The sequence below is a fragment of the Janthinobacterium sp. SUN073 genome, from assembly GCF_030397665.1.
Classification (GTDB): Bacteria; Pseudomonadota; Gammaproteobacteria; order Burkholderiales; family Burkholderiaceae_D; genus Janthinobacterium.
Window position 1 is genome coordinate 359,144 of record NZ_JAPUBT010000002.1, and the last position, 22,435, is coordinate 381,578.

General features: G+C 62.8%; 22 protein-coding genes. 9 read left to right on the forward strand and 13 right to left on the reverse strand.

Features of this window, described 5'->3' with window-relative positions:
- Positions 1–99: 99 nt before the first annotated feature.
- The 6 genes from O0882_RS09605 (at position 100) to O0882_RS09630 (ending at position 5,627) form a co-directional block, all read left to right on the forward strand.
- The gene (locus O0882_RS09605) at positions 100–690 is read left to right on the forward strand and encodes a sigma-70 family RNA polymerase sigma factor (RefSeq protein ID WP_289947389.1); all 591 of its coding nucleotides are present in this window, start codon (positions 100–102) and stop codon (positions 688–690) included.
- Positions 687–1,334, forward strand: a complete 648-nt coding sequence (locus tag O0882_RS09610) for a DUF1109 domain-containing protein (RefSeq protein WP_289947393.1) — start codon at positions 687–689, stop codon at positions 1,332–1,334. The genes O0882_RS09605 and O0882_RS09610 overlap by 4 nt, the downstream gene beginning before the upstream one ends.
- 118 nt (positions 1,335–1,452) lie before the next feature.
- Complete coding sequence (locus O0882_RS09615) at positions 1,453–2,952, forward strand: DUF4331 domain-containing protein (protein ID WP_289947394.1); 1,500 nt, start codon at positions 1,453–1,455, stop codon at positions 2,950–2,952.
- A gap of 13 nt (positions 2,953–2,965) precedes the next feature.
- Positions 2,966–3,214 carry a hypothetical protein gene (locus O0882_RS09620; protein ID WP_289947396.1) on the forward strand — a complete coding sequence of 83 codons (249 nt, stop codon included), beginning with the start codon at positions 2,966–2,968 and terminating at the stop codon, positions 3,212–3,214.
- Positions 3,215–3,282: 68 nt separating this feature from the next.
- Positions 3,283–4,494, forward strand: a complete 1,212-nt coding sequence (locus tag O0882_RS09625; RefSeq protein WP_289947397.1) for a hypothetical protein — start codon at positions 3,283–3,285, stop codon at positions 4,492–4,494.
- Positions 4,491–5,627 carry a HupE/UreJ family protein gene (locus tag O0882_RS09630; protein ID WP_289947400.1) on the forward strand — a complete coding sequence of 379 codons (1,137 nt, stop codon included), beginning with the start codon at positions 4,491–4,493 and terminating at the stop codon, positions 5,625–5,627. The genes O0882_RS09625 and O0882_RS09630 overlap by 4 nt, the downstream gene beginning before the upstream one ends.
- A gap of 381 nt (positions 5,628–6,008) precedes the next feature.
- Here O0882_RS09630 and O0882_RS09635 read toward each other — a convergent pair whose 3' ends face one another.
- Together O0882_RS09635 and O0882_RS09640 are read right to left on the reverse strand one after the other, a co-directional pair.
- Entirely contained in the window at positions 6,009–6,632 is a 624-nt protein-coding gene (locus O0882_RS09635; RefSeq protein ID WP_289947402.1) for a glutathione S-transferase family protein, read from the reverse strand.
- Entirely contained in the window at positions 6,629–8,026 is a 1,398-nt protein-coding gene (locus tag O0882_RS09640) for an MFS transporter (protein WP_289947403.1), read from the reverse strand. Before O0882_RS09640 ends, O0882_RS09635 begins: the two co-directional genes overlap by 4 nt.
- A 127-nt stretch (positions 8,027–8,153) precedes the next feature.
- On the opposite strand from O0882_RS09640, the gene O0882_RS09645 reads away from it, so the two are divergent.
- Positions 8,154–9,044 (forward strand): LysR substrate-binding domain-containing protein, encoded by an 891-nt coding sequence (locus tag O0882_RS09645; protein WP_289947405.1) that lies wholly within the window; start codon positions 8,154–8,156, stop codon positions 9,042–9,044.
- 296 nt (positions 9,045–9,340) lie between these two features.
- On the opposite strand, the gene O0882_RS09650 is transcribed toward O0882_RS09645, so the two are convergent.
- Together O0882_RS09650 and O0882_RS09655 are read right to left on the reverse strand one after the other, a co-directional pair.
- Positions 9,341–10,294: a hypothetical protein gene (locus tag O0882_RS09650; protein WP_289947406.1), complete on the reverse strand. Its 954-nt coding sequence runs from the start codon at positions 10,292–10,294 to the stop codon at positions 9,341–9,343.
- A gap of 303 nt (positions 10,295–10,597) precedes the next feature.
- Positions 10,598–10,750, reverse strand: a complete 153-nt coding sequence (locus O0882_RS09655; protein ID WP_289947407.1) for a hypothetical protein — start codon at positions 10,748–10,750, stop codon at positions 10,598–10,600.
- A 95-nt stretch (positions 10,751–10,845) separates the two neighbouring features.
- Between O0882_RS09655 and O0882_RS09660 the strand changes: the two genes are divergently transcribed.
- Positions 10,846–12,060 (forward strand): response regulator, encoded by a 1,215-nt coding sequence (locus O0882_RS09660; protein ID WP_289947409.1) that lies wholly within the window; start codon positions 10,846–10,848, stop codon positions 12,058–12,060.
- Here O0882_RS09660 and O0882_RS09665 read toward each other — a convergent pair.
- Together O0882_RS09665 and O0882_RS09670 are read right to left on the reverse strand one after the other, a co-directional pair.
- Positions 12,045–12,425: an immunity 22 family protein gene (locus O0882_RS09665; protein ID WP_289947410.1), complete on the reverse strand. Its 381-nt coding sequence runs from the start codon at positions 12,423–12,425 to the stop codon at positions 12,045–12,047. The genes O0882_RS09660 and O0882_RS09665 overlap by 16 nt on opposite strands.
- 2 nt (positions 12,426–12,427) lie before the next feature.
- On the reverse strand, positions 12,428–15,121 hold the full coding sequence (locus tag O0882_RS09670) for a polysaccharide deacetylase family protein (protein ID WP_289947411.1): 2,694 nt from the start codon (positions 15,119–15,121) through the stop codon (positions 12,428–12,430).
- Positions 15,122–15,282: 161 nt separating this feature from the next.
- Between O0882_RS09670 and O0882_RS09675 the strand changes: the two genes are divergently transcribed.
- Positions 15,283–15,405 (forward strand): hypothetical protein, encoded by a 123-nt coding sequence (locus O0882_RS09675; RefSeq protein ID WP_289947412.1) that lies wholly within the window; start codon positions 15,283–15,285, stop codon positions 15,403–15,405.
- A gap of 18 nt (positions 15,406–15,423) precedes the next feature.
- On the opposite strand, the gene O0882_RS09680 is transcribed toward O0882_RS09675, so the two are convergent.
- The 7 genes from O0882_RS09680 to O0882_RS09710 are packed head-to-tail and all read right to left on the reverse strand — an operon-like array spanning position 15,424 to position 22,429.
- Positions 15,424–16,476, reverse strand: a complete 1,053-nt coding sequence (locus tag O0882_RS09680) for an ABC transporter substrate-binding protein (RefSeq protein WP_289947413.1) — start codon at positions 16,474–16,476, stop codon at positions 15,424–15,426.
- 48 nt (positions 16,477–16,524) lie between these two features.
- Complete coding sequence (locus O0882_RS09685) at positions 16,525–17,586, reverse strand: ABC transporter substrate-binding protein (protein WP_289947414.1); 1,062 nt, start codon at positions 17,584–17,586, stop codon at positions 16,525–16,527.
- A gap of 39 nt (positions 17,587–17,625) precedes the next feature.
- A complete protein-coding gene (locus O0882_RS09690) occupies positions 17,626–18,507 on the reverse strand; it encodes an ABC transporter ATP-binding protein (protein WP_289947415.1) in 882 nt (293 codons plus the stop codon).
- Complete coding sequence (locus O0882_RS09695; protein ID WP_289947416.1) at positions 18,504–19,757, reverse strand: MFS transporter; 1,254 nt, start codon at positions 19,755–19,757, stop codon at positions 18,504–18,506. The genes O0882_RS09690 and O0882_RS09695 overlap by 4 nt, the downstream gene beginning before the upstream one ends.
- A 4-nt stretch (positions 19,758–19,761) precedes the next feature.
- Complete coding sequence (locus O0882_RS09700; RefSeq protein WP_289947417.1) at positions 19,762–20,526, reverse strand: ABC transporter permease subunit; 765 nt, start codon at positions 20,524–20,526, stop codon at positions 19,762–19,764.
- Complete coding sequence (locus tag O0882_RS09705; protein WP_289947418.1) at positions 20,523–21,359, reverse strand: ABC transporter permease; 837 nt, start codon at positions 21,357–21,359, stop codon at positions 20,523–20,525. The genes O0882_RS09700 and O0882_RS09705 overlap by 4 nt, the downstream gene beginning before the upstream one ends.
- Entirely contained in the window at positions 21,356–22,429 is a 1,074-nt protein-coding gene (locus tag O0882_RS09710; protein WP_289947420.1) for a PhnD/SsuA/transferrin family substrate-binding protein, read from the reverse strand. The genes O0882_RS09705 and O0882_RS09710 overlap by 4 nt, the downstream gene beginning before the upstream one ends.
- Positions 22,430–22,435 lie beyond the last annotated feature (6 nt).

Genomic DNA, 22,435 nt, shown 5'->3' on the forward strand with positions numbered 1-22,435 from the left:
GTGCTTGCCTGTCAATTCGCCGCAGCATGCGGATTGGTTACAGCCACCATCAAATAATTTAAGATTTATTTTTTTCAACGCCTGTCACCAAAGGCCTGCATGCAACGAATACCTGTAAGCGAACACCTGCATGGCACGGAATTGCGGCTGCACGGCTTGATGTTGCGCGGGCTCGATGGCGATGCGACGGCGTATCGCAGTTTCTTGCAGGCCACCAGCAGCCATTTGCGCGCGTTTTTCCGGCGACGCCTGCAACGCTGGCCGGACGAGGTGGAAGACCTGGTGCAGGAATGTTTGTTGGCCATCCACAACCAGCGCCTGACGTATGACACGGGCGTGCCGCTGACGTCGTGGATTCATGCGATCGCGCGCTACAAATGGATCGACTGGCTGCGCCGGCATGGGCGGCGCGAGGCGCAGCACTTGCCGTACGACGAAGAAGATAGTGCGCAGGAACTGTTTTCCAGCGCCGATGCCGAGGCGGCCGAAGCCAGCCGCGACCTGGGCAAGCTGCTGGCCACCTTGCCGGCGCAGCAGCGCGACGCCATCGTGCATACCAAGCTCGACGGCTGGTCCGTGCGCGACACGGCCGCCGCCATGGACATTTCGGAAGCCAGCGTCAAGGTGGCCGTGCATCGTGGCTTGAAGGCGCTGGCGGCCAATTTAAGGATGGAAGGAAACACACCATGAAAACCGATGACTTGATCACCATGCTGGCCAGTGGCCCCGACGTGGCCGCCGCGGCCCCGCCCGGCACGCACTGGCGCGCCGCAGGCACTGTGGGCGCCGGCCTGGTGGCCAGCGTGGCCCTGATGGCCATGCTGCTGGGCGTGCGCCCCAACCTGGAACAGCTGGCCCTGCTGCCCGACTTCTGGATCAAGGTGGGCTTTGTCGTGTGCCTGTGCCTGGCGGCCTGGCACGTCAGCCGCCGCCTGTGCGTGCCGGGCGCCAGCACACGCACCCTGCCCCTGCTGATCGCCATGCCCCTGCTGCTGATGTGGGCGCTGGGCGCCATCATCCTGAACGAAGCGCCGCCCGAACAGCGGGTCGAACTGTTCTGGGGCGCCACCTGGCGCAGCTGCCCCTTGCTGATCGCCACCCTCTCCTTGCCCATCCTGGCCGCCGTGCTGCGCCTGATGCGCCAGCTGGCACCCACGCGCCTGCGCCTGGCGGGCGCGGCCGCCGGCTTTGCCGCCGGCGCCATGGCCGCGCTCGTGTACTGCCTGCACTGCCCGGAACTGGCGGCCAGCTTCGTCGGCTTCTGGTACGTGCTGGGCATGCTGGTGCCGACCGCCATCGGCGCGGCCCTTGGCCCTAAAGTGCTGGCCTGGTAAGCCGATATCATCCTTTTTGAAGCAGTGAATCCGTTTTCTTCTCCCGTGCGTATAAGTCAGGCAGCCTGCAGTTTCCTGGACTTGTCTGTCAACGCTAACAAAAATCGGGAGAATCGAAATGTCTTTGTCAATATCGAAAACCGCGCTTGGCGCGGCCATCCTGGGCAATTTTCTGGCGGCGGCCATTGCCCCGCCCGCTTTTGCTTCCAGCCACCGCGAAGCGCCGTTCATCACGCAAAACCCCAAAGTCGACGCCACCGACTTCTATATGTTCCGCAGCTATGAAATGGGCCGCGGCGCCTACACTACCCTGGTGGCCGACTATATTCCCCTGCAAGACGCCTACGGCGGCCCGAATTATTTCGCCATGGACCCCAATGCCCTGTATGAAATCCATATCGACAACAATGGCGACGGCAAGGAAGACCTCACCTTCCAGTTCCGCTTCAGCAACACCATCAAGGATGGCCAGTTCACCGTGGGCGGCAAGAAAGTCTCGATTCCGCTCGTCATCAACGGCGGCGCCATCGATAGCGTCAACCCGGCCGGCCTGAACGTGCGCGAAACCTATAGCGTGACGGTGGTGCGGGGCGACCGCCGCACGGGTACGCGCAGCAGCGTGACCAATGCCACGGGCGGCGGCACGACCTTCGACAAGCCCGTGGACAATATCGGCACCAAGTCCATCCCCAACTACGCCGCGTATGCCGCGCAGCACGTGTACGCCGTCAACATTCCCGGCTGCGCCACGCCGGCGCGCCTGTTCGTCGGCCAGCGCAAGGACCCGTTCGTCGTGAATCTGGGCGAAACGTTCGATTTGATCAACATCAAGGCGCCCGCCACGGAGTTTGCCGCGAATGCGGAATCCGCTGCCCGGGATGACCTTGCGCGCAAAAACGTCACGGCCATCGAGATGGAAGTGCCGACCGCCTGCCTGACGGCGGGTAGCGATCCCGTCATCGGCGGCTGGACCACGGCCAGCCTGCGCCAGGGACGCTTGCTGAACCCGGCACCGGGCACGGCCACCACGGCGTCGAAGGAAGGCGGCGCGTGGGTGCAGGTGTCGCGTTTGGGCATGCCGCTGGTGAATGAACTGGTCATCGGCCTGAAGGACAAGGACCGCTTCAATGCAAGCAAGCCGTCCGGCGATGCGCAATTTGCCGACTACGTTACCAACCCAACGGCGCCTGCGCTGGTGGAAGTGCTGTTCGGCTCGGCAGGCGCCAAGGCGCCCACCAACTTCCCCCGCAACGACCTGGTGGCCACCTTCTTGACGGGCATCAAGGGCGTGAACCAGCCAGCGACGGTCGTCGCCTCTGAAATGCTGCGTCTGAATACCTCCATCGCGCCCACCGCAGTTGGATCGCAAAAGCGCCTGGGCGTGATCGATGGCGACAACGCGGGCTTCCCGAACGGCCGCCGCCCTGGGGACGACGTGGTCGACGTGGTGCTGCGCGTGGCCATGGGCACGCTGTGCACGCTGAACATCGGCTGCGCCCCGGCCGACGCGCCCGCCGGCGCCCTGCACTTCACGGATGGCGCTTTCCTGGATGAAACCTTCTTCACGGCGGGTTTCCCCTACCTGAAAACGCCCGTGGCCGGTTCGCCGCAGCTGTAACGAGGAGAACGCGATGAAAAAGCTCTATGCATGCAGCGCCCTGGCGCTCACGGCCTTGCTGGCCGGCTGCGGTGGCGGTAGCAGCAGCCACGGCGACGATAACGGCAACGGCGGCACCACGCCGCCGCCCGTGGTCTTGCTCGATGCGTTTTATGTAGCCGTCAGCAACGTCATCGTGACCACCAGCGATGACAAGGATGGCGTGGGCATCGACGCCATCATGGCGACGTCGCCGGAAGACACGGAACCGGTGCCGCTGTAAGCCCCCTGCGAGCGCCTGGGAGTCAGCTCTCCGGCGCCCGTATCAATGACTGTTGATGGGCATCCACGATGAAAACACCGTTTTCCCTGCTGTGCGCCTGCCTGCCCCTGCTGGCATGGGCCGCACCCTACACGCCGAAAGACGGCGGCGCCGTCATCGAACAGCTGCCGCGCCGCGCCGACGCCACGCAGCTCGCCTTGCGCGGCCTGCGCCAGCAACTCAACGCCACGCCGGACGACCTGGCCCTGGCCACCGGCTTGGCGCAGCGCTACATTGCACTGGCACGCAGCGACACGGACCCGCGCTACCTGGGCTATGCGCAGGCGGCGCTGGCGCCCTGGTGGCGGCAAACGGCGGCGCCCGTCCCCGTGCGCCTGCTGCGCGCCACCATCCTGCAAAGCATCCACCAGTTTGGTCCCGCCTTGCAGGATCTCGATGCCGTCATCATCCAGCAGCCGCAAAACGCCCAGGCCTGGCTGACGCGCGCCACAGTGCTCACGGTGCAGGGCGACTACACAAAAGCAACCGCGGCCTGCGCCCGCCTCTCCACCCTGACGACGCAGCTGGTCACCGTCACCTGCATCGCGAACGTGGCCAGCGTCACGGGCCGCGCCGCCAGCAGCGAGCGCTTGCTGGAACTGACACGGCAAAGGAGCGCCGGCGCGGCGCCCGAACTCGATAGCTGGGCCCTGACCCTGCTGGCGGAAATGGCCACGCGGCGCGGAGAATTGACGCTGGCCGAGGCGCGCTACAAAACAGCGCTGGCGCGGCAGCCGCGCGACAGCTACCTGCTGGGCGCCTACGCGGATTTCCTGCTCGACCGGCAGCGCCCGCAGGAAGTCGTCAAGTTACTCAAAGAGCAGCAGCGCATCGACGCCCTTCTGCTGCGTTACGCGCTGGCCCTGCAATCGCTGCCCGGCCAGCAGACGGCATTCCAGGCGGCCAAAGCGGAACTGGCGGCCCGCTTCCACGCCGCCATGCAACGGGGCGACACCGTACACCAGCGCGAGCAAGCGCGTTTCGCCCTGTTCTTGCAACAGGATGCGCCCGCGGCCCTGCAACTGGCGCAGCAGAACTGGGCCATCCAGAAGGAAGTGCCCGACATGCGCATCGTGCTCGAAGCGGCCCTGGCCGCACGCAATGACGGCGCCGCGCAGCCGGTGCTGGCCTGGATCGCGGCCAATGGCGTGGAGGACGTGGTCCTGCAACGGCTCGTCAGGCAGCTGGGGCCGCAGAATGGGCAGAAAGTCAGTTTTATCAGGAAAGCGGGAGTACTGTGAAGCGCTGCCTTTTCATCCTGCTGCTGTGCGCCTGGCTGGCCCCCGCGCAGGCGCACAAGCCCAGCGACAGTTATCTGAGCCTGGCGGTGCACGACCGGCAGATCGAGGGACAATGGGATATCGCCCTACGCGACCTCGATTTTGCCATCGGCCTCGATGGCAATGGCGACGGCGAGCTGACCTGGGATGAAATCCGCGCGCGCCACGCGGCGATTGTCGCCTATGCGCTGCAGCGCCTGCAGGTGGCCAGCGACCAGGGCGTCTGCCCCTTGAAGGCCGTCGAACAGCTGATCGACAGCCACACGGACGGCGCCTACAACGTGCTGCGCTTTCGCGCCGACTGTCCCGGCGGCGCCGCGCCAGCCAGTGTGACCATCGGCTACACCCTGTTCGCCGACCTCGACCCGCAGCACAAGGGCCTAGTAAAAATCAATAGCGGCGGCACCACGCAAACGGCCATCTTCGACCCGGACAGCCCCCGCCAGACGATTTCGCTGGCCGCGCCGGACCGCCTGGCGCAGTTCGGCGCCTACGTGAAACACGGCATCTGGCATATCTGGATCGGCTACGACCATATTTTATTTCTGCTGTCCCTGCTGCTGCCGGCCGTGCTGCTGCCGGCCGTGCTGCTGCCCGGCTTGCGCGAGCAGCAGCACGGCTTGAAGGCGGCGTTTGTCGATGTGCTGAAAGTCGTCACGGCGTTTACCCTGGCGCATTCCCTCACACTGAGCCTGGCCAGCCTGTCGCTCGTGTCCCTGCCCTCGCGCTGGGTGGAGTCGGCCATCGCCGCGTCCGTGATCCTGGCCGCGCTGAACAATCTGCTGCCGCTGTTCCCCGGCAAGCGCCCTGTGGCTGCCTTTGCCTTCGGCCTGATCCACGGCTTCGGCTTTGCCAGCGTGCTGCGCGACCTGGGCTTGCCGCAAGGTTCCTTGCTGGCCAGCCTGCTGGGCTTCAACGTCGGCGTTGAAATCGGCCAGCTGGCCATCGTCGCCGCCTTTTTACCCGTCGCCTGGCTGCTGCGCAAGACCTGGCTGTACCGGCAAGTGCTGACGCTCGGTTCGCTGGCGATTGCCCTGGTGGCGTGCGTGTGGCTGGTCGAACGGCTAGCCGATATCAAGCTCATCAGCGCATGAGCGCAGGCATTCATTCGCCCGGTTAACAAGACCATGCCGATTCCAGCGGCTTATCACAGGGTCGATGGCGGCTTAGAGTAGCTCCTGTCTATGACTGAAGGAACCCAGCGTGATCGACGTCATCGCCCCTTGGAAACGGGCAGCAGCTTCTTTTCGCACCGCGACGCGGCCATCGTCCAGTGGATGGCCGAACGCAAGCTAGCTATCTGAGGGGGGATCCATGACAAACGAATACGCTACCCCCACGGGCCGCCACCAGCTGGGCACGCCGGAAGTATCGAGCCTGGGTGAGAGGCGAAGGCTGGCGACGATGCTCCGCAGGCGTGCTGTGTTGTATATTCCACTTTCATCTCCTGTGATATTCCCGATCAAGCGTCCGGATCAAGCGCCAGTCGCGGGAGCCGGCAGAGCGATACCCCGCTGCACTGCCGGCCTTGCCGCTACGCGCTCGTGCCAGGCGCTCATGTGTTGGTGTGCGCTGAAATCGACGCCAATGAGGCGCGCGATGTGAGTCCAGCCGAAATGCGCAATATCGGCAATAGAATAGTCATCGCCCGCCAGATAGGGATGCCCGGCCAGGCGCTTGTCCAAAGTGGTAAAGGCCTCTTTCGTCAGGCGGCGGTAGTGCTCGATGGCGTCAAGATTCTTGTTCGCGGAGAAAAGCTCGAAATGCACGAGTTGGCCAATGAGCGGCCCAACGCTCGACGCATGGAACACCAGCCATTGAATCGCCTGCCACCGAGCCTTGGGGGCGTTCGGAAGAAGCCGATCGGTCTTTTCCGCCAGGTAGAGCAGGATGGCGGCGGACTCAAACAGCGTGATGCCTGTGCTGTCGTCCACCAGCACTGGAATGCGTCCGTGTGGGTTGAGGCGCAGGAAACCTGCTTGCAGGTTCTCTCCTTTGTCGATCCGAACGTGCCGCAGCGTGTACGGCAGGCCCAGTTCTTCCAATGCAATGGTGATCTTGAAGCCATTGGGCGAACTATCGGTATGGAGCTGGATCATGGCGCGATCTCCACGACAGGCGCCTTTCCCGGCAGGATTAGCGCAGCACATGCCAGCCCAGCCGCCACCATACAAGTGGAAACCAAAATGGCGTAGCTGAAGCCTTGCGCCGCGCTTCCTCCGCCAGCGACTACAGCGATGCTGACGGCGACACCGGCAGCCAGGCCAACTGCGGAGCCAACTTCCTGGGTCGTCGTGAGCATGCCGCCGGCCAGGCCATGATCGGCAGCATCGATTCCCTCGATGCCAGCCACGGTCCATGCTGGAAAAGCTGCCCCGTAACCCATCCCGGCGATCAGGGTGCCCGGCAGGATAGATGCGGCCCATGAGGCGTCCGACGTCAGGGATATTCCCAGCATGGCCAGTCCCACGACAAACAGCGCCATGCCACCCAGGATGACTGGTTTGGTGCCTATCCTGGCAATCAGGAACGGCCCCAGCCAGGCACTGGACAGCGTGAAGGCCGTAGCCATTGGCAACAGCCCCCATCCTGTCTGCGTGGCGGTGAAGCCAAGGATTTCCTGCATATACAGCGACACGACGACGAAGGTTGGGCCCAGGGCCGTATTGGCCAGCAGCGAGACCAGGTTGGCACCACCTGTCATGCGCCGCCAGAAGATGGGAATGGGCATCAACGGTGACTCCACCATGCTTTCTACCCAGACAAACAAGGCCAGCAGGCCGATGGCCAGGGCGACCAACGCGAATGTGGTGGGAGAAGACAGGCCCACATGCTCGCTATTGGCAAAAGCGAAGACCAGTATCGCGGCGCCCGCGGCCACCAGCAGTGCCCCCCATACGTCAAGGCGTCGAGCCGCAGTCTTGGTATCGGGCCGGCCATGAGGCAAGTGCCCGGCCGAAACCATGACCAGTACGCCAACCGGCACGTTGATCCACAATACCCAGCGCCAGCCCATCAAGTCGGTGATCATGCCGCCCAGAATCAGGCCGCCGACAAAACCGCTGGCGGCCACAGCAGTCCACGCACCGAGTGCTCGGTTGCGCTCCTTTTGCTCGGGAAACACGGTCAGCAACAATGAAAAGGCTGCGGGGGAAAACAGCGCAGCACCAAAACCCTGTACGGCCCGCGTGGCGATCAGCATGGCAGGACTCTGCGAGAAGCCTCCGAGCAATGATCCTGCGGTAAACAGCATTAGTCCGGTCAGGAACACGCGTCGGCGGCCAAACATATCGGCGGCGCGACCGCCCAGCAACAAGAATCCCGCGATAGCGACGCCATAGGCATTGATAACCCATTGCAAGGCTCCTGGCGTGAAGCCCAGGCTTTCCTGTATCTGGGGTAAGGGAATCATGGTGATGGAGAAATCGAGCAAGGCGACGAATTGCGTCGTGCAAAGCAAAATCAGGCAAAGCCGCCAGCGCGGAGCATTCATATGGTCACCTCGGTTGATATAGTTTATCTAAATGTGTTGAACGACTAAACAATGTGTATGATGCCTATAAATATCTGGCATCGGAAACGATCATTTCTTCCAATATAATTTAGAAAAACTAAATACAATGACGACATCACTCCCCTTGCTGGCTCTGCGCACTTTCGTCGAGGTCGGGCAACGGGGTAGTATCAAGTCCGCAGCTGAAGCGCTAAACGTCACCTCCGGCGCGGTCAGCCAGCAGATACGGTTGCTGGAAGACCGGATTGGCGTCGCGCTCTTTACCCGGGAACGGCATGGCCTGCGCTTGACCGCGGCAGGAACCAGCGTTCACCCCTCATTGCGTCAGGCTTTCGAGCAGATCGAAAGGACCGTGCAGACCTTGGAAGACATCAAAGGCAGGCAGACCTTGACGGTCAGCACCGTCGCGACTTTCGCCGCTTCCTGGCTGGTTCCACGCCTGGGGCGGTTCAATCTGCGGCATCCGCACATCGAGATACGGGTCGAGGCAACGTCAGCCCTGGTGGACATACGTCGGGATCGGATTGATGTGGCGCTACGGCATGGGCTGGGTGTCTATCCTGGCTTGAACGTTACCCGCTTGATGGCGCCCGTGCTGGTCCCGGTGGCTTGTCCTGGCTTAGTTGCCGCCGGCGCCGTACTTCAGGAACCTGAAGATTGCCTGAATTACCCGCTGCTGCACGACTGTGAGCGCGCGGATTGGCCGCTGTGGTTCACGGCGCATGGGGATGCCGCAGACCCGCGCGCCGAACGCGGGTCTGCGTTTGAAGATGACTTTCTGTTGATACGCGCAGCCGAAGCCGGTCAGGGGATAGCGCTGGTGCCGATCGAATACGCGCAAGCAGAAATCGTTGCAGGGCGTCTGGTGCAGGTTCTGGACAAGCCCTGGCCTGCGCGATTTGCCTACTATGTGTTGACGAAGCCGGATGCCATGCAGAGGCCAGCGGTGAATGCGTTCGTGGAATGGATCACGGAAGAGGCACAAGACCTGGGATGACAAAACCTTGCTGGCCTTTCGCCCATGCAATGCCTTTTTGCTGCCGCGCCAAAAGTATTCGAGATCTTTTATGCAACACCCCTCGCTATAAAGCGATGGAATTAGTTTAATGAGCGCCCACAGCGAACAGGAAGAAGTGCTTTGGCCATGGGATCGACCATCGAAAACGATATCAGGCGGACTTGACCGCCTACGGAGACGTCTGTTTCTCTGGCACACGCTTTGTGAGGATAGCCATTTCCAGGACCGGCATGATCTACGACAGGCAGGAAAACCTGCCGCCCCCCAGCACACTACTAACCCGCCGCCGCAGCCGTCGCGGATGCATCGACCAAATATTTTCGCTCTGCCGTAATTCTGTATCTCAACGTCACCTTTCCCTGCGTATCACCGTTGGTTCCCTCAAAATCGTAGGGATGCATGAGTACTCGCGTGATCGGCGCTGCGGCATTGGGGGTCTTTGAAACTTGGAAATGAGCAATGCCCGGCCAGCTCATTTCGCGTGAAAGTTCGCAAATCGTATCGGGCAGCAAGACAAAACCGGCGGGTGCAACAAATTCTCCGTCCGCCCACGTAGGCCGCCCCGCTGTATTTCCATCAGCACCCGCTGCGCACCACAGAGTGATATCGATGTCTCTGAATTCGGATTTGATCACCAGGTTTCTAACGACGGGAACTTCAAGACTCATGGAATCCTTGCCTTGATTTTCCGTCTTTGCATTGACCACGATACTAAACTTCTTGGTTTTATCATACTTGAACATCACTGTTTCGCTGCCAGCGCCGACCAACTCGCCAAACTCCTGTTTTTTTCCGGAGGCATCCAAAACTGCTTCCGCGCCTGTCACAGTGTAGTTCAGTTTGGCCGCGCCCAATAAGCCGCTCCGGAAGGAAATATTTATCGTCTCCTCACCGAAAGAATCGACCCAAAGACTGATGGGCTTGGAGCCGACCTTGGCCAGGCAAGCCGCATAATTTTGCGAACTTTCATGTGACAAGGCATGATGATAGTAGCTTTGACTCTGTTCACTGAGTCCAGAGGAAACAAAAAGTGATGTGAATACACTCCGTTTTTGCTTGAACTCATCATAGTCACCAGTGAAATATTCAGGAATCGATGCAGAATAATTTTTCTTCATTTCATCATAATTATCACGATTAATATAACTGAACAAAGAATACCTTGAGGTAATGTCATTTTGAATAATTGTCGTATCAAACTGGATAAGTTTTTCACAATCGTTGCTCATGGCAAATCCCTTTCAATTTTTTGGTTATGAAATTTATGAATTTAAAAATCAATTCAGCCCCTGAAGATTGTCATCAATTCATCTTTATCCAGAATTGCATTGTTGGCAAGCGCTATTAATTAGGCAATAAAAATTAAATAGGAAGAGATGATATTCCTCAAATGGCGAATGGAAATTTCTACCGGATGCAACCAAATGCCACGGGCCGGTACCATGGCGTCACGGACGTGGCGGCCACGCCATCGGGCAAGCGCATCTGCGTCGCGCCCCGGGCATCATTGCCATGGAATCCTTTTGCAGAGTTCACGAAAAACTCCGTCCTGCTCTGTCGCAGTAGCCCGTCACGCGCACGGTGCGCACGGTGACTGCCTCGGCTAGCGCTATCGGCGCCTGGCGCCCCATGCTCAACAATGCCAGCACACAAGCTGCCAGCTGTTTGCGTTTTATCAATGGCATGGCGTCTCCCCTTTTTATGATGTCCGTACAGGCTCCTGCGGGATATATACGCGGCTGACAGGCTGCCTGGATTCAGCAATTTTCAAGGAGCGTCCGTGGACCTGAGCGACAGCACCGGCAAGGCGAGCAAAAACGCCACGGCGGCCGTGCGCAAGCGCGACGTGCTGCCGTATATCCTGCTGTTCATCTTGCTGGCGGGCTTGCTGGCCGTGCTGGCGGGCGCCCTCCTGCCGCCGTACTACCACGCCGTGCCTGCCATGCTGTGGAGCCTGGGCTTTTGCGTCAGCGGCATGCTGCTGGGCTTTCTGTTCGGCATCCCGCGCAGCCTGCCATCGGGCACCGTCAACGCCGCGCCGGCCGACGAGCGGGCCAATAGCAAGGGCCGCCCCACGGACGAGCCACCGGCCGCGGGGGCCGATACGGTGGCCAGCAATACCCTGTTTTTGGGCACGCCCACGCCCATGGAAATCAATTCGAATCTGGTGGAAGTGTCGGACTGGCTGACGAAAATCATCGTGGGCGTGGGTTTGATCGAGCTCAAAAGCCTGCCCGGCAGCGCGCGCAGCATGGCCGCCTTCATTGCGCCCAGCCTGGCCACGGACACGCCCACGGCGATGGCGGTGGTGGGCGGCATCATGCTGTTCTTTTCCGTGCATGGTTTCCTGATCGGCTACCTGCTCACGCGCATTTACCTGTCCATCATGATCAAGCGCGCCGACAGTCTCGTCAAAAATGAATCCGTGCGCCTGGAAAGCGGCAAGGAAATCGAAGTGACGGAGCTGAGCCGTTTGCAGCAAAAGTCGCTCGACGACATGCAGGAAGCCATCACGCAGCTGCTGCTGGCCCACCCGCCCGATGGCCGCGCCGCCGTCACGGCCCTGGCCGGCATGCCGACGGCGCAAAAGCCGTCCAGCCTGGTGCTGTGGCTGGATGACCATCCGCGCAACAATACCTTGTTGGTGGAACAACTGGAACGGGAAAACATCAAGGTGGACCAGGCCGTGTCGATGCGGCAGGCGCTGGCCATGCTGCAACAGAGACACTATGCGCTGCTGATCACGGACATGGCACGGGTGGAAAACCGCCGCCGCATCAAGGATGCGGGCGTGCGCACGGTGCGCGAGGTTCGGCAAGTGCAGCCGGCGCTGCCCATCATCGTGTATTGCAGTAAGGATACGGTCGCCAGCTACGGCACGGAAGCGGAAGCGGCGGGCGCCCGTTTCATCACCACCTCGGGCACCAGCTTGCTGGCGGCAATCAACAAGCTATTGCACGAAGAACGCGAAGATGACGCTCAGCCACCGCCGTAGGCGTAGCTGCCCACGTAATGGAGCAAACTGCGCTGAGGGTGCGCCAGTTGATTCGGCGCAAACACGCACACACAAGTATCGGCCTGCACACCCTGCGCATCCGCATCCGCGCAGGCCTGCGCCAGCCAGCTGTCGCCATATGACACGCCGTCGAGCAACCGCGCCAGCGGCGCGGGCGACGGCAACAGCACGCTTTCAAAACAGGCTGGCTCGTACTGCGTGAGGCCCGTTTCCAGGAAGAATGGCGACGGTACTTCATCGCCATCCTCCGTGTACGTGGGCGCCAGGTAGACCTGTAGCGCTTCCCAACTGGGGAAGCGACCGCTGCAGGCAAACACGTGGACGATGGGCTCGCTGTCGGACACGCTTACAGTTTCTCCATCTTTTGCCGCACGGCCGGCGCCATCGAGGCCGTTGGCGCCAGTTCCAGATAAGTTTTGTACGCGGCCTTGGCCTTGGCGGCATCGCCAGCCTTGGCATACGCGTCGCCCAGGTTCAAATAGGCGATGGCGCGCGACGGGTCCATCCTGACCGTGTTTTCAAACCAGCGCGCCGCTTCGCGGTATTTTTCCTGCTTGTAGAAGACAAAGCCCAGGTTGTTGGCCGCCAGCGCGAAGTCGGGACGCAATTTCAGCGCTTCCGTAAATTGCGCTTCCGCCGCCGCATACTGTTTCTCCTTGTACAGCTGCAAGCCACGGTCGTTGGCGCGTTGTGCCAGCTGGCGCGTGGAGGTGGGCACGGCGCCCGGCGTGACGATCTTCTGTTCGCCGCCCTGCAAATCCTTCACCGTGACGCTGGCCGCTTGCGGCTTGGCGTCGAGCTTGCTGTTCAGGGCGATGGCTTCCGTCGACAACTGCGTCGTGTTCGGGCTGAGGAATTCTGTTTCTCCCGGCAATTCAAAGACGAAATCACCCCCTTCCGAGCCGGGCAGGCTGCCAAACGCGGGCGTCTGGTTCGATACGCTGGAGACGGCCGGCGCCACATACGCCGCCAGTTCCGTGGCAGTAATCAAGCCGTCGCCGTTCAGGTCGCCCTTGCCCGCCAAGCCTTGCAGCAGGGTCCAGGTGAACACGGAGTGCCCGTTCGGTCCGCCGTCGGCCACCAGCTGGTCGCCGCCGCCGGCCGTCAGCATTTGCCGGCCGATGCGCCTGGCGTTGTCGCGCAGGAAAGAGCTGGAACCGGCGCCGCGGGTCAGGCCCAGGCCGCTGTAGCAGGCATCCATGACGAAGAACGCATGCTTGGCCGTCAGGCTTTCCGCGATATTCTGGATTTCCGTCATTGGAATCGCGTCCGTGGCGAATTGCGCCGGGTCGGAATCGACGGGCACGATATAGCCCAGGTCGCGCCCCGAACTGAGCTTGCGCGTGGCGCCGTGACCGGCAAAAAAGACGAAGATGCGGTCATTCTTTTGCACGCCGCCATGCGCCAGCTTGTCGTGGAAGGCGGCCAGGATGTTGTTGCGCGTCGCTTCGCCATTTTTCAGGGTCACGACACGTTCGGGCGCAAACGCGAATTTTTCGATCAGGGTTTCGCGGATGCCTTGCGCGTCGCGCACCGCATATTGCAATTTCGGCCATTTCGCGTAATCGTCGATGCCGATCACCACGGCCCAGGAATTCGCATAGCCCGTGGTGACGGGCACTTTTTCCGGTGCTGGCGCCGTGCTTTTCGCCACCTGGAAGCTTGTGCCATCCCAGCCCGCGAATTGGTAGCCTTCGGCGATCAGCTTGTCGAGCACGGCCGGCAAGGCTTTGACCGTGCGCTCATGGATGTCGTGGAACAGGACGATGCCGCGCCCCGCCTTGTCGACGGAGGCCAGCACACGGTTCGTGATCGAGCTGGGCACGGGGTCGGCCCAGTCCAGCGAATCGATATTCCACATCACGGACTTCAAATGCGCATCGGCCAGCGCGGCCATGCCTTCGCTATTGCGCGCGCCATACGGAAAGCGGAACAGCGCGGCCCGCTCGGGGCTGATGGCTTTCAACAAGGTATCGGTGCCGAGGATTTCGCCTTTCAGCTTGTCGCCCGTCTGTTTCGACAACTGTGCATGGCTGAAACTGTGGTTGCCCACGGCATAGCCCTCTTTCATCAGCTTGCGGCTCACTTCCGCGCCCGCACCCAGCTTGGCGTGGCCTTCCGCATCCAGCGAACCCAGGTTGCGCCCCACGTTGAAGAACACGGCCGGCACGCCATACTGTTTCAGGATGGCGCTGATCTCTTCCGTGTAGCGGCGGTGCGGGCCGTCGTCGAAGGTCAGCACGATGGTCTTCTTCGGCAAGCCCAGGCCAAAGATTTCCGCCTCATCTTTTTTTGGCGCCGGCTTGGCTTCCGGGACGGAACCTGCTGGCGGTACCGCATACGGCACGACGATGCCGTTTTCCTTCAGAATCTGCTCGCGGCTGTAGAGCTTTTTCAGCTGCGCCACGTAATCGTCCCAGCGTTCGCGCTTGAGTTCGATGGACCGCTGGCCCAGGTTGCCGAAGATTTGCCGGATTTCCTTCTCGTAGTTGCGCTCGATCTCGCCCAGCGCATCGAGGTCTTCCGAAATGCGTTTGTGCAGCTTGATCGCCGGCAAGGAGGAATCCTTGGCCACGTCGGCCAGCATGCCTTGCAGCAGCTCGCGGAAGGCCAGGCGGTCCGCGTCGTACAGGCCGGGGTCGGATTCGATATACGTCAGCAGACTGTCGAGCGCTTCGAAGCGGCCCGGATTCGTGGGCGCCGTCAATTGATCCAGCGCAAGATCGAGCTTGGCGATGCGTTCCTGGTTTTCATGGAACAGCGCCTGCCCCACTTTTCTCGCTTCGTCGCGCGCGCCTTCCGGCAAGCTTTGCTCGTCGGCCAGCAGCACGATGATCTTGCGGAAATTGCCCAGCAAGTCGCGGAACTGGGCGGCCACGGCGGCCGTGTCAACGGTGGATTGGGACGCGGCGGCCGGACTGCCCGAGGCGGGAGCGCCCGGCGTGGCGGTGGCGGCGGGACGGGTATAGGTATAAATGCCGGCCCCAGCGGCGAGAGCCACGACGACGGTGGCGGCGATCTTGATCGGTTTGGAAGTCACAGGCTTGTCATTCCCTTCACATACTATGCATAACATTCAGATGGCGCGGATGCGCACGATGCATAATTGTAAAGCACGCTCAGCACAAGCTCAGCCCGCACGCTGAATTTCGGCAATAATATCGCTGCACACATTCATAGATAGTGAAAACGGAAAAGACGATGCACAAGAAACTCTGCGCGGCGGCGCTGATGCTGGGCGTGGCGCTGATGCTGCTGCAATTGCGCGCGCATGCGGGCGATGGCGTGGCAAAGCTGGTCGGGCGCGTGTGCCTGCCGCACTGAAGCGCGCCCCAGCCACCACTACACCTTGGCCGGTTCCCAGTAATTGGCCAGGCCCAGCTTTTTCAGGCCGGCCGCGACGAAACGCGGCTCCAGCAATTCCTCCGCCGTCAACGGTAGACGGATCAGCTTTTGTTCCTGCGCAAACGCCAGCACCCTGCGGTAATGCCGGTACACGGCATCATCGTACAGGGGTGACCAGCGCTCCTTCCACTGCAAGCCAGGATCGTCGTAGCTGCGCCGCACCACGCTGTCGGGCGTGCCATTGCGCGTGCCATCCTTGATCACGGCTTCGCGGTTGCCGTCCAGCGCCGCCCAGTGCTGGGCCCGCAACCAGGCCGTGGCCACGAGTTCCGCGATATCGGGATGGGCTTGCGTAAAATCGCGCCGCGCCCACAGTTCCGCGCGCATCTTGCGTTCCGGCAAGCCCTTGCTGGACCAGATGATGCGGCCGATGCCCTTGTCTTCCAGCGGATAGCCATTGATCATGAACAAGGCGTCCACGGCGCCCGTGGCGAGCGCGGCCGTGCCCGGCTTCAAATCCATATTAATCAGGCGAAAATCCGTGGGCGACATGCGCTGGTCCGCGATCAGCTGGCGCAAGCCCAGTTCCCACGGCCGGCCCCGGTGCACGCTGATGCGCTTGCCCTTCAGGTCGGCCAATGACGTGGCGCGCGAACTGGTGGGCACCAGCAAGAACTGGTCCGTGCCCCGCCCCGCCGGCACGATCACCTGCGTGCGCACGCCGCCCGCGTTGAGTATGACGGAGGGCAAGTCGCCATACGCGGCCATGTCGATGCGCCCGCTGGCGAACGCCTCGTTCATGGTCGCGCCCGTGTCACCCGTGACGGGCAGCCATTCCAGCCGCACGCCGCGCTGCCTGAGTTCGCGCGCCAGCCAGCCTTCCTGCTGCACCCGGTAAGCGATACCGCCCAGTTCCGCCCTGCCGTTTTCCGCAAAACCCGTCGAGGCGATGCGCAGGGCCGCCGGTAGTGCCCCCGCTTTCGCCGCCGACACCGCCTGTCCCGCCAGGGGCAGCAGCGCCAGCCCGCCCATCACCGTGCGTCGCCGCATCGCATTCTCCTCATCATCGAACATGGCCACCGTTGACGCGCTTCCCGCTCAAGCCGCCCGGCGCGTTTGCGCCAGCGCCGCTTCGAAAGGACGGGGGTCGATCCACGCGCGCACATCGACCTTGCTGGGCAGGAAGTTCCAGCGGAACAAAAAGTCACTGAAATCCTGCAATCCCGCGATCGACGTTTCCGCCAGGTCCGTGTCCAGGCGCAGATGGGCATCCTTGCCGTAAGCCACTTGCACCCAGTGCTCGCTGGCATTCGATTCGCGCGCGAGGAAACGCCGCGTCTCATCCGCATGACCACGCGCCCACGCTTCGGCCCGCAGCACCTGCTCGACCAGGGTCACGGCCGAGCTGAAATGGTTGTCGAGCAAGTGCGCATCGACGCTCAAGGTGCGCGGCGTGCCGTTGTTGGCGCGGATCAAGGGTTCCGGATGGTTGCCCGTGTCGATCACCGTGTGCAAGCCGAACTGCTGCGCCAGCTGGGCGGCCGAAGCGCCCTTCAGGAAAATGGCATCCACCTCGCCCCGCAGCAGTCCCAGCAGCTCCGGACTCTGTCCGCCGCGCCGCGCGCCGCTGAACAGATTCGTTGCCGCGCCCTGTTCCGGCGGCGCTTCGCTCTGGCCCGTGTTGACCACATAATCGACCAGTTCCACGTCGGCAACAGCCAGCCCTTCCAGGCTCAGCGCATTTTCCAGCCCCCGCAAGGCTTGCGCGCGCGCAAAGTCGATCTGCGCCTTGGCCCACAATGGCAGGCCGAAGCGCCGTCCCTTCAAGTCGCGCACCGTCTGGATGCCGCTGCCGGGCAGAGTCAGGATCAACTGCGTCTCGTCCGACCACGACAGGCCGATCACGCGCGTATCGCGCCCCGCCGCGCGCGCCCACAGGGCGGGGATGTTGCCGCCGTGGCGCACGGAATTTTGCAGGGTATGGTCGAAATGCGATTCGCGCACGGCTTCCTGGTCCGATTCGCGCAGCGAGCGCAAGCTGGTGCCGTCGGCGCGCAAGGCTTCTTCCAGCCAGCCTTGCTGCAGGGCTATCCCCAACCCCGTCGGGACGGGGCAGCGCGTGTACCACAGGGTGTCGAGTGCTTGGTTTTCATTACTCATCTTTTTTCTCCAGGGTGGGTGGACCGTTCAAAAAGGAAACTACAGCGCCATCCTGCGCGCCCATTCATTGCCATCCCATGAGCTGCTGGGATCTACATCCTGCGCCACGGGCGCGTGCGTGTCGTCAAGGTCGCTGAAATCCGCATGCAAGCCATCGCGGATGGCGACAAAGCCGGCCGAACCGCGCTGGCGCGGGTGGGCCAGCGGCACGTCCTGCACGCGGCGCACCTTGCCCGGGCGCGCATCGAGCACGACGATGCGGTCGGCCAGGTAGACGGCTTCATCGATGTCATGCGTGACCATCACCATGGTGATGCCCTCGTCTTGCCACAGGCGGCGCAGCTCTTGCTGCAAACGCAAGCGGGTCAGCGCATCGAGCGCACCCAGCGGTTCGTCCAGCAACAGCACGTCGGGCCGCCCCACAAGGGCGCGGGCAATCGCCGCCCGCTGCGACATGCCACCCGACAACTGATGCGGATACGCATCTGCATAGCCATCGAGGCCCACGCGCGCGATTTCCGCCGCCACGCGGGCGGTGCGCTCGGCCAGCGGCACACGGGTATTGCTGAACGCCACGGCCACGTTCTGCTGCACCGTCAGCCACGGAAACAGGCGGTGGTCCTGGAACACGAGGCCCCGGTGCAAATCCGTGCCGCGTATCGGTACGCCATCGTGCAGCAGCAAGCCCGTGTATTCCGTATCGAGGCCCGCCAGCAGGCGCAGCAGGGTTGACTTGCCGCAACCGGACGCGCCCACGATGGCGACGAATTCACCGGGCGCAATTGTCAGGGAAATATCGTCGAGCACCAGCAGCGGTGCGCCTTTCAGCGAAAACGACTTGCTCACATGCTGCACTTGCAAGCCGCCGCTCAGGTGCTGCCGCTGCGGCAGCAAGGTCGAAGGGGAAACGAAATCATTCATGGCGCACTCTCTGCAGTGTGATCGAAGGAAGGAATGGCGGCGGGCGGCGCCCGGCGCAGCCAGCGGCTGCCGTGGAAAACCAGCCAGGCGGCCAGCCATGGAGCCAGCCAGATCAGGAAGACATTGCGCAAGCCCGTCAGGTCAGCCAGGCGGCCCGCCGCCAGCGCGCCAGCCGTGCCGCCCACCATGCCGAACAGGGTCAAATGGGCGGAAACGCGGGCCTTGTCGACGGGCGCGCGGGCGATATTGTCCGTATTGACGAGGTTATTCACGCCCAGGCCCAGGCCCAGCAGCACGGACGCGCCCAGGTAAGCGATGCTGGAGGGCCACAAGCCCAGGATCAGCAAGGCGGCCATGATGGCCAGGTGGGCGCCGCCATACAGTTGCTCGCGGTGACGGCTGGCCAGCACGAAGCGCCCCAGGAACAACAGCACCAGCACGCAGCTGAGTCCCTGCACGGCCATCAGCCAGACGGAGTGATGCGCAGGCCAGTGCAGCACGCGGATGGCCAGCAAGATGGAAAACACGCCCACGCTGGACGCCGTGAAGCTGGCCAGGATCTCAAACAGGTAAGTGACGCGCACGACGGGCAGGCGCAGCAGCTCGCGCAGGCTGGCCGCGCCGGGCAGCGCAGCAGGTCCGGCCTGCTTGGGCGGCGCCGTGTTGTCAGGCAACACTTGCCAGCCCAGCACGGCCAACATGGCGAACATCAGGGCGGAAATCAAAAAGCCTGCCTTCAGCCCCAGTTGCGCGATCAGATAATTGCCGCACAAAGGCCCGAGGAACTGCATGCCAAGGATCAACGTTCCCTTGTACCAGCCCGCCTTGCCCTGCCCCAGTTCCGGCAAGCGCACGAGAAACACGGTGCTCATGGCCACGATACGCAGCGAGATGCACAGGCCGACGAGGAACATCAGCAAGGCCACCCACTGCCAGCCGGGCAGCCACGGCAGCACGCAAAAAGCCAGCGCCAGGCTCAGGCTGACGCCCGCGTACAAGTGCTTCGGATTGCCGCGCGACAAGATGTAGCCGGCCGGTATGGTGCCCAGCGCCATGGCCAGGGTTTCCGCGCTGCTGATCGCTGCCAGCTGGAAATTGCTCACGTGCAAATGTAAACCCAGCAAGGTGGCCAGCACCTTGTTCATGCCGATGGTCACGCCCGACAGCAAAGTCAGGCCGATGAAGCGCAGCAGGAAGGCGCGCAGCTCGCCGTCGCGGGCGCTGACAGCCGCATCCGATTGTAAAGGCATCGAGTCACTCACTGCTGCGCCCCTTCACCAGCAAACGCGCCAGCCGCGCGAACGCCACGTTCATCGCTTGCGCCAGCAAGGCGATCACGAGCACAGCCAGCAAGACGACGTCCATGCGGCCCGACACTTCGCCGTTGAGCAGCAATGAACCCATGCCGGGCCCGGCCGCAAACAGCAGTTCGCCGCCCAGGCACGCGAGCCAGGCGAACGCCAGCGCATGCGTGATACCCGTGACGATGGCCGGCATGGCGCCCGGCAGCAAAATCTGGCGCAAGGTTTGCCAGCGCGTCAGGGTCAGCACCTGCCCCACTTCGCGCAATCTTCCTTCCACCTGGCGCATGCCCGCCTGCGTGTTGAGCACGGTAGGATAAAAGGCGGCGATGGCGATCACCAGCAGCTTGGCGCCATCGCCATTGCCCACCCACAGGCCCAGCAGAGGAATCAGGCCCAGCAACGGTACTTGCCGGATGCTGTGGAACAGCGGGCCAATCAATCGGTCAGCCAGCGGCGACTGCGCCATCAGCGCGCCCGTGAGGATGCCGGCGCTGCCGCCCAGCAGCAAGCCCGCCAACGTGCGGCCCAGGCTGGCGCGCAAATGCACCCATAGTTCGCCCGTGACGAGCAGGTCGCGCAAGCTGTGCGCCAGGTCACCCAGCGAGACGAAGATGTAGGCAGCCGCCGCACCCTGGCCGGAGGCCCATTGCCAGGCGCCCAGCAAGGCCAGTGGCAACAGCGCGCCCTTGATGATCTGGATCAAACGTTGTTTCATGTGGACTCCCCATTACGCTTCCAGCGCATCAGCCGCGATTCCAGCGCATGACAAGCCCGGTCCAGGCCGAAGCCGATCACGCCCGTCAGCACCACGCCTACCATCACCACGTCGAGGCGGAACATTTGCCTGCCCATTTCCATCATCTGGCCCAGGCCGCTGTCGGCGGCCAGCAATTCCGCGCCCACCAGCACCATCCACGAGCGCGACAGGGCGATGCGCATGCCCGTCAGCGCGGCCGGCACGATGGCGGGCAAGACGATCAGGCGGATGCGCCGCCAGCGCGAGAAACAATACACGTGCGCCACCTCAAAGTAGCGCGGCGACAGGTTGCGGATGGCGTCATGCACGGCCAGCGCGACGATGAAGAAGCTGGCCTTGGCCACGATAAACACTTTAAAACTCTCGCCTATGCCGAACAGCAAGATAAACAAAGGGATCAGCGCCACCGTGGGCAGCTGGCGCAAGACGTTGAACGTGGGGTCGACGTAGCTGCGCAAGGCCGGCGACAGGCCCAGCACGACGCCAAACGCCAGGCCCGCGCTGGCGCCCAGGCCAAAGCCGGCCAGCAGGCGGAACAGGCTGATGCCCAGGTGCTGGCCCAGTTCGCCGCTTTCGGCCAGGTCGCGGGCCGTCAGCAGTACTTGCCATGGCGACATCAAGATGTGCGCAGGCATCCATTCGAACGTGGTGGCGGCCGTCCACAACAGCAGCAAGGCGAGCGGCGATGCCCACACGGACCAGCGCGAGCGCACGAAGCGTTGCAGCCAGGGGACAGAGGCTGCGCGCGCAGGCGCAGACGCGCGCGGCAAGGCGATGGAGAGGGAAGTCATGGCGACCAGTAGGTTTGCAGCTTCAGCTGCGCCAGCGCCTGGTTGACGAACTGGGGCGCGAACAGGCTGTCGACTTGCAGGGGCCGCCCTATCAGGCCCGCGCTCTTCGCATACGCCGCCTCTCCCATGTAGTGCTGGCGCAAGCTGGCCGTAAACAACGGCGACCAGCGCGCCTGCCACGGCGTGTGGTCACCCGCCAGTTCGCGCCGCACCACGCTTTCCACCTGGCCCGCGGCCGCCTCGGTGCGCACGTATTCGTCTTCGCCACCGGCGCCGGCGGCCCGGTGGTGCTCGCGCACATACGCCGTCACCACCAGCTGGGCCAGCTGCGGCCAGCGTTGCAGGAAGCCGCTGTCGGCCCACAGTTCCGCGCGCATCTTCCAATCCTGCGGCGGTGCCTTGCTGGACCAGATGATCTTGCCCACTTTTTTATCTTCCAGCAGGAAGGCATCGCTGAGGGTGAAGAAGGCGTCCGCGCCACCCGTGGCCACGGCCGCCGCGCCCGCCTGCGGATTGAGGTTGAGGATCTTGACGTCGCGCAAGGTCATGCCATTCGCTTCCAGCAGGCGCGCAAATGGATATTCCCACGGCCGCCCACGGTGCAGAGCGATCTTCTTGCCCTTCAAGTCCCTGATCGAGCGGGCCGTGGAACCGTTCGGCACCACCAGGTAAGTGTTGCTGAAACTGCCGCCCGGCAAGATCAGCCGCGTCTGCAAGCCCGAGGCATTGGCGATTATCGACGGCAAATCGCCATACTGGGCCAGGTCGATCGAGTGGTTGGCAAACGCCTCGTTGACTTGCGTCGCCACGGAATTGGTGGTGACGGGCACCCATTCCAGCTTCACGCCCAGCTTGCCCAGTTCGGCCGCCAGCCAGCCCTGCGCGGCCACCTGGGCGGCCGAACCGGCAAACACGGTCTTGCCGGATGGCGCCGTGCGGGCCACGACGGCGATGCGCACGGCGGCCGGCAAGGGATCGGCGGCGGCCGCGATGGCTGGCGCCAGCAGGCTGACCGCCAGGGCGGTGAAGACGACTTTGCGCCAGGTCAAACGTAAGAATTTCAATGACATCTCGGG

Bases quoted from the DNA above. Each gene is read 5' to 3' on its own strand.
- O0882_RS09615 (WP_289947394.1), top strand. From the start codon at position 1,453: ATGTCTTTGTCAATATCGAAAACCGCGCTTGGCGCGGCCATCCTGGGC.
- O0882_RS09655 (WP_289947407.1), bottom strand. From the start codon at position 10,750: ATGCCATTGATAAAACGCAAACAGCTGGCAGCTTGTGTGCTGGCATTG.
- O0882_RS09675 (WP_289947412.1), top strand. From the start codon at position 15,283: ATGCACAAGAAACTCTGCGCGGCGGCGCTGATGCTGGGCGTGGCGCTG.
- O0882_RS09610 (WP_289947393.1), top strand. From the start codon at position 687: ATGAAAACCGATGACTTGATCACCATGCTGGCCAGTGGCCCCGACGTG.
- O0882_RS09710 (WP_289947420.1), bottom strand. From the start codon at position 22,429: ATGTCATTGAAATTCTTACGTTTGACCTGGCGCAAAGTCGTCTTCACC.
- O0882_RS09635 (WP_289947402.1), bottom strand. From the start codon at position 6,632: ATGATCCAGCTCCATACCGATAGTTCGCCCAATGGCTTCAAGATCACC.
- O0882_RS09645 (WP_289947405.1), top strand. From the start codon at position 8,154: ATGACGACATCACTCCCCTTGCTGGCTCTGCGCACTTTCGTCGAGGTC.
- O0882_RS09690 (WP_289947415.1), bottom strand. From the start codon at position 18,507: ATGAATGATTTCGTTTCCCCTTCGACCTTGCTGCCGCAGCGGCAGCAC.
- O0882_RS09605 (WP_289947389.1), top strand. From the start codon at position 100: ATGCAACGAATACCTGTAAGCGAACACCTGCATGGCACGGAATTGCGG.
- O0882_RS09700 (WP_289947417.1), bottom strand. From the start codon at position 20,526: ATGAAACAACGTTTGATCCAGATCATCAAGGGCGCGCTGTTGCCACTG.
- O0882_RS09640 (WP_289947403.1), bottom strand. From the start codon at position 8,026: ATGAATGCTCCGCGCTGGCGGCTTTGCCTGATTTTGCTTTGCACGACG.
- O0882_RS09650 (WP_289947406.1), bottom strand. From the start codon at position 10,294: ATGAGCAACGATTGTGAAAAACTTATCCAGTTTGATACGACAATTATT.
- O0882_RS09695 (WP_289947416.1), bottom strand. From the start codon at position 19,757: ATGCCTTTACAATCGGATGCGGCTGTCAGCGCCCGCGACGGCGAGCTG.
- O0882_RS09705 (WP_289947418.1), bottom strand. From the start codon at position 21,359: ATGACTTCCCTCTCCATCGCCTTGCCGCGCGCGTCTGCGCCTGCGCGC.
- O0882_RS09685 (WP_289947414.1), bottom strand. From the start codon at position 17,586: ATGAGTAATGAAAACCAAGCACTCGACACCCTGTGGTACACGCGCTGC.
- O0882_RS09620 (WP_289947396.1), top strand. From the start codon at position 2,966: ATGAAAAAGCTCTATGCATGCAGCGCCCTGGCGCTCACGGCCTTGCTG.
- O0882_RS09625 (WP_289947397.1), top strand. From the start codon at position 3,283: ATGAAAACACCGTTTTCCCTGCTGTGCGCCTGCCTGCCCCTGCTGGCA.
- O0882_RS09680 (WP_289947413.1), bottom strand. From the start codon at position 16,476: ATGCGGCGACGCACGGTGATGGGCGGGCTGGCGCTGCTGCCCCTGGCG.